Consider the following 15,293-nt stretch of genomic DNA (forward strand, 5'->3'; position numbering starts at 1 on the left):
GTTGAAACAGCCCTCTGTTTTAGCCGCTTTTATGATGGCGGGAAATAGCCAATCATCAGCCCACCCCGTGTTTAACGTGCCAGGAGTCGCTTATGTCCGCTGCCTTTAACGTGATCGCCACACTGATCGCCAAACCTGGCCAACAGGCCGCCCTGGAAACCCTGCTGCGCGGTCTGCTTGAACCCACACGCCGTGAAGACGGCTGCGAGCAGTACGACCTGCATCAGGACCAGCAACACCCCGGGACCTTCTACATGCTCGAACGTTGGCGCGACGACGCAGCCCTGGCCGCCCACGACCAGAGTGCGCATATCCAGCACTTCCGCGCCGAGGCGGCGCAGGTACTCGAACATTTCGAACTCAAACGCCTGAATTTTCTCGCCTGATCACCGCTATTTTCCGGAGCCTCCATGAAAGCCATTGCCTACTACGCGTCACTGCCCATCAACGATCCCCTGTCCCTGCAAGACATCGAATTGCCGGCCCCCGTCGCCGGCCCCCGCGACCTGCTGGTAGAAGTCAAAGCCATCTCGGTCAACCCGGTGGACACCAAAGTGCGCCAGAACGTCGCCCCCGAACACGGCGCTGCCAAGGTGCTGGGCTGGGACGTCGCCGGGGTGGTCAAGGCGGTCGGCAGCGACGTGACCCTCTTCAAAGCTGGCGACAAGGTGTTCTACGCCGGCTCCCTGACCCGCCCGGGCGGCAACAGCGAACTGCACACGGTGGACGAACGCATCGTCGGGCATATGCCCAAGAGCCTGAACTTTGCCGAAGCCGCCGCGCTGCCGCTGACCGCTATCACGGCCTGGGAACTGCTGTTCGAGCGCCTGCAGATTCGCGAGGGCAAGGAAGATGAAGGCCAGAGCCTGCTGATCGTCGGCGCCGCCGGCGGTGTGGGTTCGATCCTCACCCAACTGGCCCGGCAACTGACGGCATTGAAGGTGATCGGCACCGCGTCGCGCCCGGAAACCCAGGCATGGGCCAAAGCACTGGGCGCCCATCGGGTGATCGACCACAGCCAGCCGCTGAGCCAAGCCTTGCAACAGGCCGGCGAAGCGCAAGTGACCCATGTCGCCAGCCTGACCCAGACCGAGCACCACCTGGATCAGTTGGTCGAAGCGCTGCAACCTCAGGGCAAGCTCGCGCTGATCGACGACCCCAAGGCACTGGACGTCAGCAAGCTCAAGCGCAAGAGCCTGTCGCTGCATTGGGAGTTTATGTACACCCGCTCGATGTTCGAGACGCCGGACATGATCGAACAACACCACCTGCTCAATCGCGTGGCTGAACTGATCGACGCCGGCACGCTGGAAACCACCGTGGGCGAGCACTTCGGTGCGATCAACGCGGCCAATCTGCGTCGGGCTCACGCGTTGCTGGAGAGCGGCAAGGCCAAAGGCAAGATCGTGTTGGAAGGTTTCTGAAACAGGTCTGTAGGCGTCGTCTGTTACTCGTGTGAGTGATGGACGACGCCGCTAGTCAGACAGTTGACCTTTGTCATATTTGCGAGCGCATTCGGGTTTATATTGGCCGCCTTTGCCACGATTCTTTTACGTGAGGAAGTCAGCAATGAAGATCCTGATAAAAGCGTTAGCAAAATCTCAATGGGAGGTCCGTCTGGACCAGAGAACCATTACCTTCCGCAGTGAAGCCGAGGCCCGCGCCTTTGCCGAGACCCTGCAAGCGCGCATTCAGGCGCCGCACAATTTCCGGGTCAACCAGCAGCGCGCCGCCGCTGGCTGACCCCCTCGGTCAGCCCTGCGCCTGCACGGCCCTGGCCCGTTGCAGGCGCAAGGTCGACATGGCCACTGTCACCGCCAATAGCCCGCACAAGCTGATGACCATCGCCATCGGCATCGCTGTGCCATCGTGCAACGCCCCCACCAACGACGCCGCCCCCGCCGCCACGCCGAACTGAATACAACCGAGCAATGCCGAAGCACTACCGGCCCGCGCACCCTGGCCTGCCATAGCACAGGCCGAGGTGTTAGGCAGTATGCAACCCAGGCTGGCGATACAGATAAACAGTGGTATCAGCAGAGGCCACAACGCTTGGGTGCGCAGCGCGGCCACTCCCAGCAGCGTCAGCGCCGCCGCCACGTACACCCACACTGTGCGCGACAGCAAAAATGCCGGGCCACGTTTGGCTAACAGTCGGGCATTGAGCTGAGCCACCAGGATAAAACCGGCGGCGTTGGAGCCGAACACCCAGCCGTAATGCTCGGCTGGCACGCCGTAGAGTTTGATAAATACGAAAGGTGAACCGGCTATGTAGGCAAACATTCCGGCAATCGACAGCGCACCGGTGAGGGCATAGCCGAGGTAGACCCGGTCCGACAGCAACCCGAGATAACGACGCAGCGAGCCGGACAATGGCTGGCGCGGTTGGTGGGCCGGGAAAGTTTCCGGCAACCCTACCGCCACGGCGACTGCCGCCATCACGCTGAAGATCGACAACGCCAGGAAGATCGACTGCCAGCCCCACAACCCCACCATCAAGCCACCGGCCAGCGGCGCGAGGATCGGCGCCAGGCCGGTCACCAGCATCAGTTGGGAGAACACTTTGGCCGAGCCCACGGCATCGCATTTGTCGCTGACCACCGCGCGGGAAATCACCATGCCCGCGCAGCCACCCAGGGCTTGCACAAAGCGCGCGCCGATCAGCCACTCCAGGGACGGCGCAAAGGCACAGGCGAAGGAGGCCAAGGTAAACAGGGTCACGCCGCTGAGCAGCGGCCCGCGCCGACCGAAACGGTCTGCCAGGGGGCCGTAGATCAATTGGCCGATAGCCAGGCCGGCGAAATACACCGCCAACGTCAGCTGGATATGTTTTTCATCGGTGGCAAACGCGGTGGCCATCGCCGGAAAACCCGGCAAGTAAAAATCGATCGCCAGTGGAGCGAAGGCGCTCAGGGCACCCAGGATCAGAATTATGCGAAGGTTCATCAGGCACCCAAGTGAGTCGGCAGCCCGACAGTCTAGCCGTGCTTGGGTGCCTTGAACATTACGATAGCTCGCTAACTATTAAATTTCAGACGACGCTGTAGCCTTCCTCCTTGATCAGCCCGGCAATCGCTTCACGGCTCAGCTGGCTCTGCACGCTGACCTGCTTCGCCGCCAGGTCCACCTTCACTTCGGCTGTTGGGTCCTGGCTCTGTACCGCTTGGGTCACCGCTTTGACGCAATGGCCGCAGGTCATTCCTTCCACAGTGAATACTTGCATGACATGACTCCTTTGATGAGGTTGGACCCAGTCTCGACCTTGCCACGATGGCAAGGTCAAGTTCCTGAGAAATCGGCCGGGCTGGTATTCGGCGGCCACGTCGGCCAAGCTTCAACTTTCTCAAGCTGTGAACCACGGAGTACTCGCCATGCGCTGGTCGTTTTTTGGCCTTGTGGGCCTGATGAGCTTGTCTGCCGCCGCGCCCCAGGCCCTGGCCGCAGAAGACTATGCGGTGCTGATCATTTCCCGGGAACGCCTGGAAGTGCCGAGCAATTGCGAGATTGGCCTGTACCTCAACGACCAGTTGGCCGGCCGGCTGTTCCAAGAGCAGTCCACCTCGTTCAACTTGCCGGCGGGTAATCTGTCGTTGCGCCTCAAGTTGCTGCCGGGCCAGGCGCCGGGCTGCTTGCCGGGTCTGCTGGCACCGCCGGCGCAGAACATCACGTTGAAGGCCGGAGACGTACGCAAACTGCGGATCGCCCAAGGCCCGGACGGCATGTACCTCAAGCCTGCGGCATTGGAATACTGAAGGCGCTTGACCTTACCCACAGGACAAGGTTGATCCTAGGGGCCACTTCTCTTGGAGGATTGCCCCATGAATGGAACCACCACCTTTGACCTGCCCATCGGCGGTATGACCTGCGCCAGTTGCGCCGGGCGTGTCGAGCGCGCGCTGGGCAAGGTGCCGGGGGTGCAGAGCGTCAGCGTCAACCTGGCCAATGAACGTGCCCACGTCGAAGTCCTCGGCCAGATGGACCCCAGCGTGCTGATCGCCGCCGTCGACAAGGCCGGTTACAGCGCCAGCCTGCCGCAGACCGAAACCCGCACCGCCGCCGATCAAGCTCAGCGCCTGCACCGCGAGCGCTGGGCCTTGCTGTTGGCCATCGTGCTGGCGCTGCCCCTGGTGCTGCCGATGCTGGTGCAGCCGTTCGGCCTACATTGGATGCTACCGGCCTGGGTGCAATTCGCCCTGGCCACCCCGGTGCAATTTATCCTCGGCGCGCGCTTTTACGTGGCCGCCTGGAAAGCCGTGCGCGCCGGGGCGGGCAATATGGATTTGCTGGTGGCCATCGGCACCAGCGCCGGTTACGGCCTGAGCCTGTACGAATGGCTCAACGCCCCCGCCGGCAGCATGCCGCACCTGTATTTCGAAGCCTCCGCAGTGGTGATTGCCCTGATCCTGCTGGGCAAATACCTGGAAAGCCGCGCCAAGCGCCAGACCGCCAGCGCCATCCGCGCCCTGGAAGCCCTGCGCCCCGAGCGCGCCACCCGCGTGCGCGATGGCCATGAACAAGAGGTGGCGATCAACGCCCTGTCCCTCAACGATGTGGTCAGCGTCAAACCCGGCGAACGCTTCCCGGTGGACGGTGAAGTGATCGAAGGCCAGAGCCATGCCGACGAAGCCCTGATCAGCGGCGAGAGCTTGCCCGTGCCGAAACAACCGGGCGATAAGGTCACCGGCGGCGCCATCAACGGTGAAGGCCGCCTGTTGGTGCGCACCACCGCGCTGGGCGCCGAGAGCGTCCTGGCGCGGATCATCCGTTTGGTAGAAGACGCCCAGGCCGCCAAGGCGCCGATCCAGAAACTGGTGGATAAAGTCAGCCAGGTGTTTGTGCCGACCGTGCTGGTGCTGGCGCTGATCACGCTGGTGGGCTGGTGGCTGTACGGCGCGCCGCTGGAAACCGCCATCATCAATGCGGTCGCGGTACTGGTGATCGCCTGCCCATGCGCCCTCGGCCTGGCCACGCCGACCGCGATCATGGCCGGCACCGGCGTCGCCGCGCGACACGGCATTCTGATCAAGGACGCCGAGGCCTTGGAACGTGCCCATGAAGTCAGCGCCGTAGTGTTCGACAAGACCGGCACCCTCACCTCCGGCACGCCAAAAATCGCGCATATGATCGCGGTGGATGGCGATCAAGCCCAACTGTTGCAACAAGCCGGCGCGCTGCAACGCGGCAGCGAGCACCCATTGGCCAACGCAGTGCTGGAAGCCTGCGCCGAACAGGGGCTGAACGTTGCCGATGTCAGCGCCAGCCAATCCCTGACCGGGCGCGGTATCGCCGGCACCCTCGATGGCCGGCCACTGGCCTTGGGCAATCGTCGCCTGCTGGAAGACAGCGGCCTGAACCCTGGCGATCTGACGCAAACCGCTCAGACCTGGGAGGCCGAAGGTCGCACGTTGTCCTGGTTGATCGAGCAAGGCGGGCAACCGCGGGTGCTGGGGCTGTTCGCATTTGGCGACACCCTCAAGCCCGGTGCGTTGCAGGCCGTGGGGCAGCTCACGGCTCAAGGCATCAGCAGCCATCTGCTCACCGGCGACAATCGCGGCAGTGCGCAGGTGGTGGCGCAGGCGCTGGGCATCGACGATGTGCATGCCGAAGTGCTGCCCGCCGACAAAGCCGCCACCGTCGCCGCGCTGAAAAAAACCGGCGTGGTGGCGATGGTCGGCGACGGCATCAATGACGCCCCGGCCCTGGCGGCCGCCGATATCGGCATCGCCATGGGCGGCGGCACCGATGTGGCCATGCATGCCGCCGGCATTACCCTGATGCGCGGCGATCCGCGCCTGGTGCCGGCCGCGCTGGAGATCAGCCGCAAGACCTACGCCAAGATCCGGCAGAACCTGTTCTGGGCCTTTGTGTATAACTTGATTGGCATTCCCCTGGCGGCCTTCGGCCTGCTCAACCCAGTGTTGGCGGGCGCGGCGATGGCGTTGTCCAGCGTCAGCGTAGTGAGCAATGCCTTGCTGTTGAAAACCTGGAAACCCAAGGATTTGGAGGATCGACACCCATGAACATCGGCCAAGCCGCGCGTCAGAGTGGGCTCAGCGCCAAGATGATTCGCTATTACGAATCCATCGGCCTGCTGAAAGCGGCTCACCGCACCGACAGCGGCTACCGCGTGTACGGCGCGGAGGACCTGCATACGTTGGCGTTTATCAAACGCTCGCGGGATCTGGGGTTTTCACTGGAAGAGGTCGGCAAACTGCTGGCCCTGTGGCAAGACCGCCACCGCGCCAGCGCCGACGTAAAAGCCTTGGCGCGCCAGCATATCGACGAGTTGAATCAGAAGATCCTGGAACTGGGCCAACTGCGCGACACCTTGCAGGACCTGGTGGAACACTGCCAAGGCGATGATCGGCCCGATTGTCCGATCCTCAAGGAGCTGGCGTCCGGCTCTTGCTGCTCCTAAGGCCATACGCAAAACCAATGTGGGAGAGAGCTTGCCCGACAGCGGTGGATCAGCCAGCCGTTGCGGTGAAACGCTGCCATTGGGGCATAGGTATCCTCAAGTCTTAAAGGCGGACACATAACGCTGTGGTGAGCAGGCTTGTCCTGCGCTGGGGCGCGGAGCGGCCCCCTCTCCGCACACTGCGGCGTATCAGGCCAAACCGGTTGTCAGGTTTTAGGGCCGCTTCGCAGCCCAGCGCAGGGCAAGCCTGCTCACCACAAAAACCTCAATTTCTCAGGTTATGTTTTCTACCGAAGGTGTGTAGATACCTGTGCCGCCGGGGCAAGTCGAATCGTTGCACCGCCCCTCCCACCTGTTGATCTGCATGCAGCCGCAGAATATTGCATCCCAATGAGGGAGAGAGCTTGCCCGACAGCGGTGGATCAGCCAGCCGTTGCGGTGACTGAAACGCTGCCTTCGGGGCATAGATATCTTAAAGTTTTAAAGGCGAACACATAACGCTGTGGTGAGCAGGCTTGCCCTGCGCTGGGGCGCGGAGCGGCCCCCTCTCCGTACACTGTGGCGTATCAGGCAAAACCGGTTGCAGGTTTCAGGGCCGCTTCGCAGCCCAGCGCAGGGCAAGCCTGCTCACCACAAAAAATCTCACTTTCTCAGGTTATGTTTTCTACCGAAGGTGTGTAGATACCTGTGCCGCCGGGGGCAAGTCGAATCGTCGCACCGCCCCTCCCACCTGTTGATCTGCATGCAGCCGCAGACTATTGCATCCAAGGCGGCGGTGGCGGTTCGTCGGGGACTTTGCTCGACGGCGCGTCATCCGCCGCCCGAATCGCCTGGCGACGCTCTTCATCGAGCCGCGCCGCTTCGATCTCGCGGATCACACCACCCACGTCCGCCAGTTCTTCCGGCTCGTCGAATTCACCGGTCAAGACGCTGCCAGGGTGCAAGGTGCCGGCTTCATACAACGCCCACATTTCCTTGGCGTACTTGGTTTTTTTCAACTCCGGGGCGAAGCGTCCGAAGTAGGAAGCCATGTTGCCCACATCCCGCTCCAGCATGCTGAATGCGTGGTTGTTGCCCGCCGCATCCACCGCCTGGGGCAGGTCGATGATTACCGGGCCGGTCGGCGTGAGCAGCACGTTGAACTCGGACAGGTCACCGTGCACCAGGCCGGTACACAGCATCAGCACGATCTGGGAAATCAGGAAAGCGTGATACTCGCGGGCTTGATCCGGCTCCAGCACCACGTCGTTCAGACGCGGGGCGGCATCGCCATACTCATCGGCCACCAGCTCCATCAGCAGCACGCCTTCGAGGAAGTCATACGGCTGCGGCACGCGCACACCGGCACCGGCCAAGCGGAACAACGCCGCGACTTCGGCGTTCTGCCAGGCGTCTTCGGTTTCCTTCTTGCCGAACTTTGAGCCCTTGGCCATAGCGCGGGCCTGGCGGCTGTTACGGACTTTACGGCCTTCCTGGTATTCGGATGCCTGACGAAAACTTCGTTTGTTCGCCTCCTTGTAAACCTTGGCGCAACGCAATTCGTTGCCGCAGCGCACCACATAAACAGCTGCTTCTTTCCCACTCATGAGTGGGCGCAGCACTTCGTCGACCAGACCGTCTTCGATCAGGGGTTCAATGCGTTTAGGAGTCTTCATCAGCTTTTATTGTGGGTCCTTTGTTACCAAATACGCGTATGGCACTCGTTATACGGCAATCGGCTCGCGGGTGGGAGAGGCGACTGATCTTTGCCCGTTTAAGAATGCAACCAATAGGCCAATTCCGGGGCATCGTTAACGCTCAATGATCGCGGTCACCCCTTGCCCGCCGGCGGCGCAGATCGAGATCAGCCCACGGCCCTTGCCCGCCGTCTCCAACAACTTGGCCAAGTTGGCAACAATGCGCCCGCCGGTGGCGGCAAACGGATGCCCCGCCGCCAGGGAGCTGCCTTTGACATTGAGCCGGCTGCGGTCGATGGCGCCCAACGGCGCGTCGAGGCCCAGACGGGTCTTGCAGTAATCGGCATCTTCCCAGGCCCTGAGTGTGCACAACACTTGGGCGGCGAAGGCTTCGTGGATCTCGTAGTAATCGAAGTCCTGCAGCGTCAGACCGTTCCTGGCCAGCAGGCGCGGAACCGCATACACCGGCGCCATCAGCAAGCCTTCGGCGCCGTTGACGAAATCCACCGCAGCCGCTTCGCCATCGCGCAGGTAAGCCAGGATCGGCAGGCCACGTTCCTGAGCCCACGCCTCACTACCCAGCAGCACCAGGGAGGCGCCATCGGTCAGTGGCGTGGAATTGCCGGCGGTGAGGGTGCCCTTCTCGCTGCGTTCAAAGGCCGGTTTGAGGGCGGCGAGTTTCTCCAGCGTCAGGTCGGGGCGTAGGTTGTTGTCGCGAGTCAGGCCCAAAAACGGCGTGATCAGATCGTCGTGCCAGCCTTCGGCGTAGGCGGCGGCCATTTTCTGATGGCTCTCAAGGGCAAGTTGGTCCTGTTCGGCCCTGGGGATCTGCCAGGTCTGGGCCATCAATTCGCAGTGCTGGCCCATGGACAGGCCAGTACGCGGTTCGCCATTGCGCGGCAGCTCAGGCTTGAGGTGATGGGGACGAAGTTGTAACAGGACTTTTAATTTATCCGCCATCGACTTACTGCGATTGGCCTGCAGCAGGATCTTGCGCAACCCCTCATTCACACCGATCGGCGCGTCGGAAGTGGTGTCCACGCCGCCGGCAATGCCGCATTCGATCTGGCCCAGAGCGATTTTGTTGGCCACCAGCAGCGCCGCCTCCAGCCCGGTGCCGCAGGCTTGTTGGATGTCGTAGGCCGGGGTTTGCGGCGACAGGCGCGAGCCCAGCACGCATTCGCGGGTCAGGTTGAAATCCCGCGAATGCTTGAGTACCGCACCGGCGGCCACTTCGCCCAGGCGCAAGCCGTGCAGGTTGTAGCGTTCGATCAAACCTTCCAGGGCGGCCGTCAGCATCGCCTGGTTGCTCGCAGTAGCGTAGGGGCCATTGGAGCGGGCGAAAGGAATGCGATTTGCGCCAATGATCGCTACACGCCGCAATTGAGTCATGGAAAGCTCCCTGTGTGTGGTGGGCCGGCCGCCGTGGCCTGGAAGGATAAGCCTAGTCGAACGACTGCTACCCTGGGATGGTCAACCCTTTGAACCCCAGCCTTCGGAGAGCGTTCCATGTCTGACCGTTATATCGACTTCGCCAACTCCAGCCTCGGCCAGCGCCTGGTCGCCGCCATTGGCCTGCCGTCGCCGGGACGCCTGGAACGCTGGCAGGCCGGGCGCCTGCGGCCGGTCGAGGGCGCCTTGCTGCTCGGCGGCGGCGCACTGGCGGCCCAGGTGCTGCCGTTCGCCAACAAACTCACCGATGCCATTTACAGCTATGGCGCCGAACCGCTGGACGCCCCCACATGGATCCCCGGCCATGGCCCCAAGCTCAAAGCGGTGGTGTTCGACGCCAGCGGCCTGCAGCACACCGATTCGCTCAAGCAACTGCGCGAATTCTTTCAGCCGCTGCTGAAAAATCTCGACCATAGCGCCCACCTAGTGATTCTCGGCCGCGCTCCGGAAAGCCTCAGCGATCCGTTTGCCGCCAGTGCCCAGCGCGCCCTGGAAGGCTTCAGCCGCTCCTTGGCCAAAGAACTGCGCAATGGCGGCGTGTTGCAGTTGCTCTATGTCGGCGACGGCGCCGAGGCGCAACTGGAAGGCGCGCTGCGCTTCTTCCTATCGCCGAAGAGTGCCTACATTTCAGGCCAGGTGATTCGCCTGCAAGCCTGCGCTACCCCAGTGGAGGACTGGACCCGCCCCCTGGCGCGGCGCAAGGCCCTGGTCACCGGCGCCGCCCGTGGCATCGGCGCGGCCATCGCCGAAACCCTGGCCCGCGACGGTGCCGAGGTGATCCTGCTCGACGTGCCCCAGGCCAAGGCCGATCTGGAAGCCCTGGCCGCACGCCTGGGGGCGCGCACCGTCATCCTGGATATCTGCGCCGAAGACGCTGCCACGCAGTTGATCGAACACCTGCCCGAGGGTCTCGACATTCTGGTGCATAACGCCGGCATCACCCGCGACAAGACCCTGGCCAATATGACCCCGGAATATTGGGATGCCGTGCTGGCGGTCAATCTGAATGCGCCGCAAGTACTGACCAAAGCCCTGCTAGACAGCGGCACACTGCGCGACAACGCCCGCGTGGTGCTGCTGGCCTCCATCAGCGGCATCGCCGGCAACCGCGGGCAAACCAATTACGCGGCGAGCAAGGCCGGTTTGATCGGCCTGGCCGAAGCCTGGGCGCCGTTGCTCAAGGCGCGAGGCATCAGTATCAATGCCGTCGCGCCCGGGTTTATCGAAACCCAGATGACCGCGCATATTCCCTTCGCCCTGCGCGAAGCCGGGCGGCGCATGAGTTCGTTGGGCCAGGGCGGGTTGCCTCAGGACGTCGCCGAGGCCGTGGCGTGGCTAGGCCAGCCGGGCTCCGGCGCGGTCAGCGGGCAAGCCCTGCGGGTGTGTGGGCAAAGTCTATTGGGAGCGTGAGCATGCAGTGGCAGACCTTAAGCAACCGACCTTTCCTGTCGCCGCTGTATTGGCGTGCAGCGCTCAAGCGCAAGATCAGCGGCACCAGCCTGCCCGACCTGGGGTTGCGCTGCCGGGTCAGCGTCGATCCCAAGGCGGTGGCGGCCTATCGCAAGGTGTGCGGCTTTGCCGACAGCCCGATGCTGCCGGCCACTTACCCGCATATCCTCGCCTTCGGCGTGCAGATGCAATTGCTCACCGACAAAGCGTTCCCGTTTCCCCTGCTCGGGCTGATCCACTTGAGTAACCGCATTCGCGTGCACCGCCCCTTGGGCGGCGTGGGCGAACTGTGGATTGGCGTGCACGCACAGAACCTCAAGCCACACGCCAAAGGCGCGACGTTCGACCTGATCACCACCGTCGAGGACGCCCTCGGCCTGCTGTGGGAAGGCGAGAGCCGCATGCTGTGCCGAGGCGTGAAGCTGTCAGGCCCGGCAGAGGATGAGCCTCTGCCCACGCCCGCCCAGGTCAGCGAACTGACGCGCTGGAACGCCCCCAGCGACATCGGCCGCCGCTACGCACGGGTGTCCGGCGACTACAACCCGATCCACCTCAGCGCCCCCACCGCCAGACTGTTCGGGTTTCCCCAGGCCATCGCCCATGGTTTATGGAACAAGGCGCGCAGCCTGGCGGCCCTGGGTGAGCATCTGCCTGCGGCCAATATCGAACTGTTTGTGGAGTTCAGAAAACCGGTGCGGCTGCCCAGCGAAGTGCACCTATCGGCCAGCGCCGCCGGTTCTAGTGGCGAGTGGGTGTTAAACGGTGCGGGCGGGATTGAGCATATGGTCGGCAGGTGGCAGCCCATCGGCTGAGCACCGTTGGCCGCTCAAGGCTTGAACCCTGTGACGTGTTTGGGAAGCAGGCTGTTCAACGTATCGACCAGCCGCGCCAGATAGATCGGTTTGCGAAACAGGTCCAGCACTTGCAAGCGCAGCAAGTCGCTGAGTTCATCCATCTCGGCATGACCGGACATAACGATCACCGGCAAGTGCGAGCGGTCCGCGTGTACTGTCCGTAGGTCGGTGGAATGAAGACAAAGATACGGGGGCTGCCGCGCAGCCCCCGGTGATCGATCAGTGGGGCGGATAGCTGGAGAGGATGCGCGTGACCGTGGTGCGGATCGCGTTATTGCGGTCTTGCGGGTTCGGGGTGCTGCTCATCAGTTGTTCATCGCTGCCGCGCCACACCAGTTTGCCGTCCCTGCCGTCCAGCAGGTCGATCTGGATGGTCGCCACTTTATAGGTGACGCTGCGGGTTTCGTTGTACATCGGCGCGCCCCAATAGCCGTTCCATGGACCGCCCCAGGCGCCGCCGTAGTTGGTGGTGACTTGCTGCTGGCGGTCTTCGACGATCAGGTAAGCCTGTACGTTCACGTCTGCCTTGGCGCCGGCAGCGGCCGGGCGCAAGCCGCGCTGGTCAAGTTGCTCGCCGACGGCTTGGCGGATGCGCTGCTCGGTGAGGTCGCTTTTGATGCGCGGATCATCGGGGCGGTATTGCAGGGCGGGGTCTTTCCAAGCCCAACTGCGGTAAGCACCGAAGTCCCGGCTGGCATCGAAGTCGTGGTTGACTTGGCTGGTCTGGCAACCGCTCAGCAGCACAGCAAACGCAAGCGTAGCGATACGACGAAACATGGTGGTTCTCCAAAAAGCGGCAGACACGTTAAATGAGAATAGCGGTTAACGCGGCGGATACGCGGCCATGGCCTTTTGTACCGCCTGGCGCAGCGCATCGGCCCGCTCGCTGAGGCTGCCCTGGCTGCTGGTTTCCGCGCTGGCGCTCCACACCGGCTGGCCGCTGCGGGCATCGAACAGGTTGATGCGAACCACCACCACTTGCACTTCATAGGTGCGCACCACCGGCACGCTGTTATACATGCCGTAGCCTGGACCATAGCGGTTATAGCCGCCGTAACCATAGCCGTAATCATCCTGGACTTGGCGCAGGCGCTTCTCCTGGCGAACATCGGCGCTCACCAGCAGGTCCGCCGGGCGGTTGTCATGCAGCGGGCGCAGGCCGCGCTGGTCGAGGGCCCCGCTGACCGCTTCGGCGATCTGCGCCGAATCGGCCCACGCCGTGCCCGCCGGCAGTTGGCCATTGCGCCAAGCCCAATTGCGGTAAGCACCGTAGTCACGCACCGGCGCCGGGTAGGCGCTGGCATCGAACGTGGTGGCGGCCTGGGGCGGCGCCGGCGGGATCGGGGCCGAAGCGGCCACGTAAGGGTTGGGGCTGGAGCATGCTCCGAGCCCGAGGGACAGCAGGATCAAACACAGACGACGCATTTCGACCTCCGCAGACTGAACCGCTTAAACCGGACGGCAGATCCAGTGCAAATAACGCCCAAGTCCGGCAAAGCTTGGGTGACGACGATGAGCGAGCTCCATCTCGACAAGATCCTGCAAGGCGGCGCGGGCCTGGAACTCCACTGGCATATAGTCGTGGAACACCCGCACGCCACTTTGGCTTTCGACCTGCCACAACCCTTCGAGTTGCGCCGCCAGCTCTCGCGGGTCGAGGGGCTGTTGCGGAGTAAGGCTTTGCTTTTCGCCGGCCATGTCGTTCTTGCGCATTTTGCGGAAATGGCCTTTGAGCAGGTTGCGGTAGATCAGCGCATCGCGGTTGTAGAACGCCAGGGACAACCAGCCCCCCGGCGCGGTCAGCTGATGCAACACCGGCAGAATGGCGTGGGGTTCGGCCAGCCACTCCAGCACGGCGTGGCACAGCACCAGGTCGTAGGGTTCGGTGAGCTGGCCGAGCAGTTCCTGCCACGGTGCGTGAATGAAGATAGCGCTCTGTCCGGCTTCGGCGAAGCGTTGGCGAGCACCTTCGAGCATCGGCGCGGCGGGTTCGGCCAGCGTCACCTGATGCCCACGCTCGGCCAGCCACAGGGACATATGCCCGAGCCCGGCGCCGATATCCAGCACGCGCAACGTGCGTTGCGGCAAGGCTTCAGCCAGGTCGGCCTGCAACACCGCCAGGCGGATCGCGCCTTTGGCGCCGCCATAGATTTTTTCGGCAAAGCGCGTGGCCAGTTGGTCGAAGTGACGGTCACTCATGGATAAACCGCCGTTCGCTGTCGGCCAGTTTGGCGCGCACCACCTCGTTCATGTCCAGGCCCAGCTCACTGCACAGCAACAACAGATACAACACAATATCGCCGACTTCCTGGCCGGCGTGGGCGAGTTTGTCGGCGGGCAATTGGCGGGATTGGTCTTCGGTGAGCCATTGGAAGATTTCCACCAACTCGGCCATTTCCACACTGGCGGCCATGGCCAGGTTTTTCGGGCTGTGAAACTGTTTCCAGTCGTTGGTATCGCGGATGCGATGCAGGCGTTCGGTGAGGTGTTCGAGGTTCATGGGGCGGGCTCCTGAAGGTGTATAGCTTCGGGGGGATGAGCGTTGAAGGCAAGTGAATCACCTGGGATGGTCTTCAGGCCGCCATCGGGGGCAAGCCCCCTCCCACATTTGAATGCATTCACCTATCAAAAAGTGGGAGGGGGCTTGCCCCCGATGAGGTCCTGATCCACCACGCTGAATTCAAGCCTGGCGGTTTGACCGGCTTCATCCAGCACACTGAGCTGATAGCGGCCCAAGCGCTCGAAACTGGCATTGATGCTGTTCTGGTTGGCACTGTCGCCCAGGGCCGATAGCTTCAACTGCAAGCCTGCTGGCTGCCGGCAGGCGCAGTGGGTCGCCTTCAGGCCGCCATCGGGGGCAAGCTCCCTCCCACATTTGAATGCATTCACATATTAAAAAGTGGGAGGGGGCTTGCCCCCGATGAGGTACTAATCCACCACGCTGAATTCAAGCCGGGCGGTTTGACCGGCTTCATCCAGCACACTGAGCTGGTAGCGGCCCAAGCGCTCGAAACTGGCATTGATGCTGCCCTGGTTGGCACTGTCGCCCAGGGCCGATAGCTTCAACTGCAAAGCCTGCTGGCTGCCGGCCGGCAGGCGCAGTGGGTCGCCTTCAGGCCGCCATCGGGGGCAAGCCCCCTCCCACATTTGAATGCATTCACCTATCAAAAAGTGGGAGGGGGCTTGCCCCCGATGAGGTCCTAATCCACCACGCTGAATTCAAGCCGGGCGGTTTGACCGGCTTCATCCAGCACACTGAGCTGGTAGCGGCCAAAGCGCTCGAAACTGGCATTGATGCTGCCCTGGTTGGCACTGTCGCCCAGGGCCGATAGCTTCAACTGCAAAGCCTGCTGGCTGCCGGCCGGCAGGCGCAGTGGGTCGCCTTCAGGTCGCCATCGGGGGCAAGCCCCCTCCCACATTTGAATGCATTCACCTATCAAAAAG

Annotated in this window: 17 protein-coding genes and 3 pseudogenes; 8 read left to right on the forward strand and 12 right to left on the reverse strand. The window is 62.9% G+C overall.

Going from position 1 to position 15,293, the window contains the following annotated elements; all coding sequences use genetic code 11:
• The first annotated feature begins 92 nt into the window (after nucleotides 1-92).
• The 3 genes from ABX75_RS01930 (at nucleotide 93) to ABX75_RS29320 (ending at nucleotide 1,743) form a co-directional block, all read left to right on the forward strand.
• Nucleotides 93-386, forward strand: a complete 294-nt coding sequence (locus ABX75_RS01930; protein WP_034111612.1) for a putative quinol monooxygenase — start codon at nucleotides 93-95, stop codon at nucleotides 384-386.
• A gap of 24 nt (nucleotides 387-410) precedes the next feature.
• Entirely contained in the window at nucleotides 411-1,424 is a 1,014-nt protein-coding gene (locus ABX75_RS01935) for a zinc-binding alcohol dehydrogenase family protein (RefSeq protein WP_034095724.1), read from the forward strand.
• A 145-nt stretch (nucleotides 1,425-1,569) separates the two neighbouring features.
• A complete protein-coding gene (locus ABX75_RS29320; protein WP_167389858.1) occupies nucleotides 1,570-1,743 on the forward strand; it encodes a hypothetical protein in 174 nt (57 codons plus the stop codon).
• A 9-nt stretch (nucleotides 1,744-1,752) separates the two neighbouring features.
• On the opposite strand, the gene ABX75_RS01940 is transcribed toward ABX75_RS29320, so the two are convergent.
• Nucleotides 1,753-2,946 carry a multidrug effflux MFS transporter gene (locus tag ABX75_RS01940; protein WP_034111610.1) on the reverse strand — a complete coding sequence of 398 codons (1,194 nt, stop codon included), beginning with the start codon at nucleotides 2,944-2,946 and terminating at the stop codon, nucleotides 1,753-1,755.
• Nucleotides 2,947-3,031: 85 nt separating this feature from the next.
• On the reverse strand, nucleotides 3,032-3,223 hold the full coding sequence (locus tag ABX75_RS01945) for a heavy-metal-associated domain-containing protein (RefSeq protein WP_034095722.1): 192 nt from the start codon (nucleotides 3,221-3,223) through the stop codon (nucleotides 3,032-3,034).
• A gap of 148 nt (nucleotides 3,224-3,371) precedes the next feature.
• Between ABX75_RS01945 and ABX75_RS01950 the strand changes: the two genes are divergently transcribed.
• From ABX75_RS01950 to cueR, 3 genes are all read left to right on the forward strand, one after another.
• A complete protein-coding gene (locus ABX75_RS01950; RefSeq protein ID WP_047881373.1) occupies nucleotides 3,372-3,752 on the forward strand; it encodes a hypothetical protein in 381 nt (126 codons plus the stop codon).
• Nucleotides 3,753-3,818: 66 nt separating this feature from the next.
• The gene (locus ABX75_RS01955) at nucleotides 3,819-6,020 is read left to right on the forward strand and encodes a cation-translocating P-type ATPase (protein ID WP_047881374.1); all 2,202 of its coding nucleotides are present in this window, start codon (nucleotides 3,819-3,821) and stop codon (nucleotides 6,018-6,020) included.
• On the forward strand, nucleotides 6,017-6,418 hold the full coding sequence (gene cueR / locus ABX75_RS01960; protein ID WP_034095719.1) for a Cu(I)-responsive transcriptional regulator: 402 nt from the start codon (nucleotides 6,017-6,019) through the stop codon (nucleotides 6,416-6,418). The genes ABX75_RS01955 and cueR overlap by 4 nt, the downstream gene beginning before the upstream one ends.
• A 755-nt stretch (nucleotides 6,419-7,173) precedes the next feature.
• Here cueR and ABX75_RS01965 read toward each other — a convergent pair.
• Nucleotides 7,174-8,073 (reverse strand): PA4780 family RIO1-like protein kinase, encoded by a 900-nt coding sequence (locus ABX75_RS01965; protein WP_034095704.1) that lies wholly within the window; start codon nucleotides 8,071-8,073, stop codon nucleotides 7,174-7,176.
• A gap of 135 nt (nucleotides 8,074-8,208) precedes the next feature.
• Nucleotides 8,209-9,486 (reverse strand): acetyl-CoA C-acetyltransferase, encoded by a 1,278-nt coding sequence (locus ABX75_RS01970; protein WP_034095703.1) that lies wholly within the window; start codon nucleotides 9,484-9,486, stop codon nucleotides 8,209-8,211.
• A gap of 117 nt (nucleotides 9,487-9,603) precedes the next feature.
• Between ABX75_RS01970 and ABX75_RS01975 the strand changes: the two genes are divergently transcribed.
• Nucleotides 9,604-10,956: a 3-oxoacyl-ACP reductase gene (locus tag ABX75_RS01975; protein ID WP_034095702.1), complete on the forward strand. Its 1,353-nt coding sequence runs from the start codon at nucleotides 9,604-9,606 to the stop codon at nucleotides 10,954-10,956.
• A 2-nt stretch (nucleotides 10,957-10,958) separates the two neighbouring features.
• Nucleotides 10,959-11,807 (forward strand): MaoC/PaaZ C-terminal domain-containing protein, encoded by an 849-nt coding sequence (locus ABX75_RS01980; protein WP_047881375.1) that lies wholly within the window; start codon nucleotides 10,959-10,961, stop codon nucleotides 11,805-11,807.
• 14 nt (nucleotides 11,808-11,821) lie between these two features.
• Here the strand turns inward: ABX75_RS01980 and ABX75_RS01985 are convergent.
• The 8 genes and pseudogenes from ABX75_RS01985 to ABX75_RS02020 form a co-directional block, all read right to left on the reverse strand.
• Nucleotides 11,822-12,001: pseudogene (locus tag ABX75_RS01985) on the reverse strand (response regulator); the annotation flags it as partial.
• Between the two features lie 67 nt (nucleotides 12,002-12,068).
• Nucleotides 12,069-12,626: a DUF4136 domain-containing protein gene (locus ABX75_RS01990; protein ID WP_034095700.1), complete on the reverse strand. Its 558-nt coding sequence runs from the start codon at nucleotides 12,624-12,626 to the stop codon at nucleotides 12,069-12,071.
• Between the two features lie 45 nt (nucleotides 12,627-12,671).
• The gene (locus ABX75_RS01995; protein WP_034111600.1) at nucleotides 12,672-13,274 is read right to left on the reverse strand and encodes a DUF4136 domain-containing protein; all 603 of its coding nucleotides are present in this window, start codon (nucleotides 13,272-13,274) and stop codon (nucleotides 12,672-12,674) included.
• Nucleotides 13,275-13,298: 24 nt separating this feature from the next.
• Entirely contained in the window at nucleotides 13,299-14,048 is a 750-nt protein-coding gene (locus ABX75_RS02000) for a methyltransferase domain-containing protein (protein WP_047881376.1), read from the reverse strand.
• Nucleotides 14,041-14,349: a MazG-like family protein gene (locus ABX75_RS02005; RefSeq protein ID WP_034095697.1), complete on the reverse strand. Its 309-nt coding sequence runs from the start codon at nucleotides 14,347-14,349 to the stop codon at nucleotides 14,041-14,043. The genes ABX75_RS02000 and ABX75_RS02005 overlap by 8 nt, the downstream gene beginning before the upstream one ends.
• A gap of 125 nt (nucleotides 14,350-14,474) precedes the next feature.
• A pseudogene (locus ABX75_RS29325) lies at nucleotides 14,475-14,691 on the reverse strand (hypothetical protein); the annotation flags it as partial.
• 86 nt (nucleotides 14,692-14,777) lie between these two features.
• Nucleotides 14,778-14,963 (reverse strand): annotated as a pseudogene (locus ABX75_RS02015) (hypothetical protein); the annotation flags it as partial.
• A gap of 86 nt (nucleotides 14,964-15,049) precedes the next feature.
• Complete coding sequence (locus ABX75_RS02020) at nucleotides 15,050-15,268, reverse strand: hypothetical protein (RefSeq protein ID WP_034095696.1); 219 nt, start codon at nucleotides 15,266-15,268, stop codon at nucleotides 15,050-15,052.
• Nucleotides 15,269-15,293: the final 25 nt, after the last annotated feature.

This window comes from Pseudomonas sp. ARP3, assembly GCF_001029595.1.
Lineage (GTDB): Bacteria > Pseudomonadota > Gammaproteobacteria > Pseudomonadales > Pseudomonadaceae > Aquipseudomonas > Aquipseudomonas rhodesiae.

Excerpts from the sequence above, each read along its gene's own strand:
- cueR (WP_034095719.1), top strand. The coding sequence starts at position 6,017 with ATGAACATCGGCCAAGCCGCGCGTCAGAGTGGGCTCAGCGCCAAGATG.
- ABX75_RS01995 (WP_034111600.1), bottom strand. The coding sequence starts at position 13,274 with ATGCGTCGTCTGTGTTTGATCCTGCTGTCCCTCGGGCTCGGAGCATGC.
- ABX75_RS01965 (WP_034095704.1), bottom strand. The coding sequence starts at position 8,073 with ATGAAGACTCCTAAACGCATTGAACCCCTGATCGAAGACGGTCTGGTC.
- ABX75_RS01945 (WP_034095722.1), bottom strand. The coding sequence starts at position 3,223 with ATGCAAGTATTCACTGTGGAAGGAATGACCTGCGGCCATTGCGTCAAA.
- ABX75_RS01955 (WP_047881374.1), top strand. The coding sequence starts at position 3,819 with ATGAATGGAACCACCACCTTTGACCTGCCCATCGGCGGTATGACCTGC.
- ABX75_RS01975 (WP_034095702.1), top strand. The coding sequence starts at position 9,604 with ATGTCTGACCGTTATATCGACTTCGCCAACTCCAGCCTCGGCCAGCGC.
- ABX75_RS02005 (WP_034095697.1), bottom strand. The coding sequence starts at position 14,349 with ATGAACCTCGAACACCTCACCGAACGCCTGCATCGCATCCGCGATACC.
- ABX75_RS01970 (WP_034095703.1), bottom strand. The coding sequence starts at position 9,486 with ATGACTCAATTGCGGCGTGTAGCGATCATTGGCGCAAATCGCATTCCT.
- ABX75_RS02020 (WP_034095696.1), bottom strand. The coding sequence starts at position 15,268 with ATGTGGGAGGGGGCTTGCCCCCGATGGCGACCTGAAGGCGACCCACTG.
- ABX75_RS01950 (WP_047881373.1), top strand. The coding sequence starts at position 3,372 with ATGCGCTGGTCGTTTTTTGGCCTTGTGGGCCTGATGAGCTTGTCTGCC.
- ABX75_RS01935 (WP_034095724.1), top strand. The coding sequence starts at position 411 with ATGAAAGCCATTGCCTACTACGCGTCACTGCCCATCAACGATCCCCTG.
- ABX75_RS02000 (WP_047881376.1), bottom strand. The coding sequence starts at position 14,048 with ATGAGTGACCGTCACTTCGACCAACTGGCCACGCGCTTTGCCGAAAAA.
- ABX75_RS01930 (WP_034111612.1), top strand. The coding sequence starts at position 93 with ATGTCCGCTGCCTTTAACGTGATCGCCACACTGATCGCCAAACCTGGC.
- ABX75_RS01980 (WP_047881375.1), top strand. The coding sequence starts at position 10,959 with ATGCAGTGGCAGACCTTAAGCAACCGACCTTTCCTGTCGCCGCTGTAT.
- ABX75_RS29320 (WP_167389858.1), top strand. The coding sequence starts at position 1,570 with ATGAAGATCCTGATAAAAGCGTTAGCAAAATCTCAATGGGAGGTCCGT.
- ABX75_RS01940 (WP_034111610.1), bottom strand. The coding sequence starts at position 2,946 with ATGAACCTTCGCATAATTCTGATCCTGGGTGCCCTGAGCGCCTTCGCT.
- ABX75_RS01990 (WP_034095700.1), bottom strand. The coding sequence starts at position 12,626 with ATGTTTCGTCGTATCGCTACGCTTGCGTTTGCTGTGCTGCTGAGCGGT.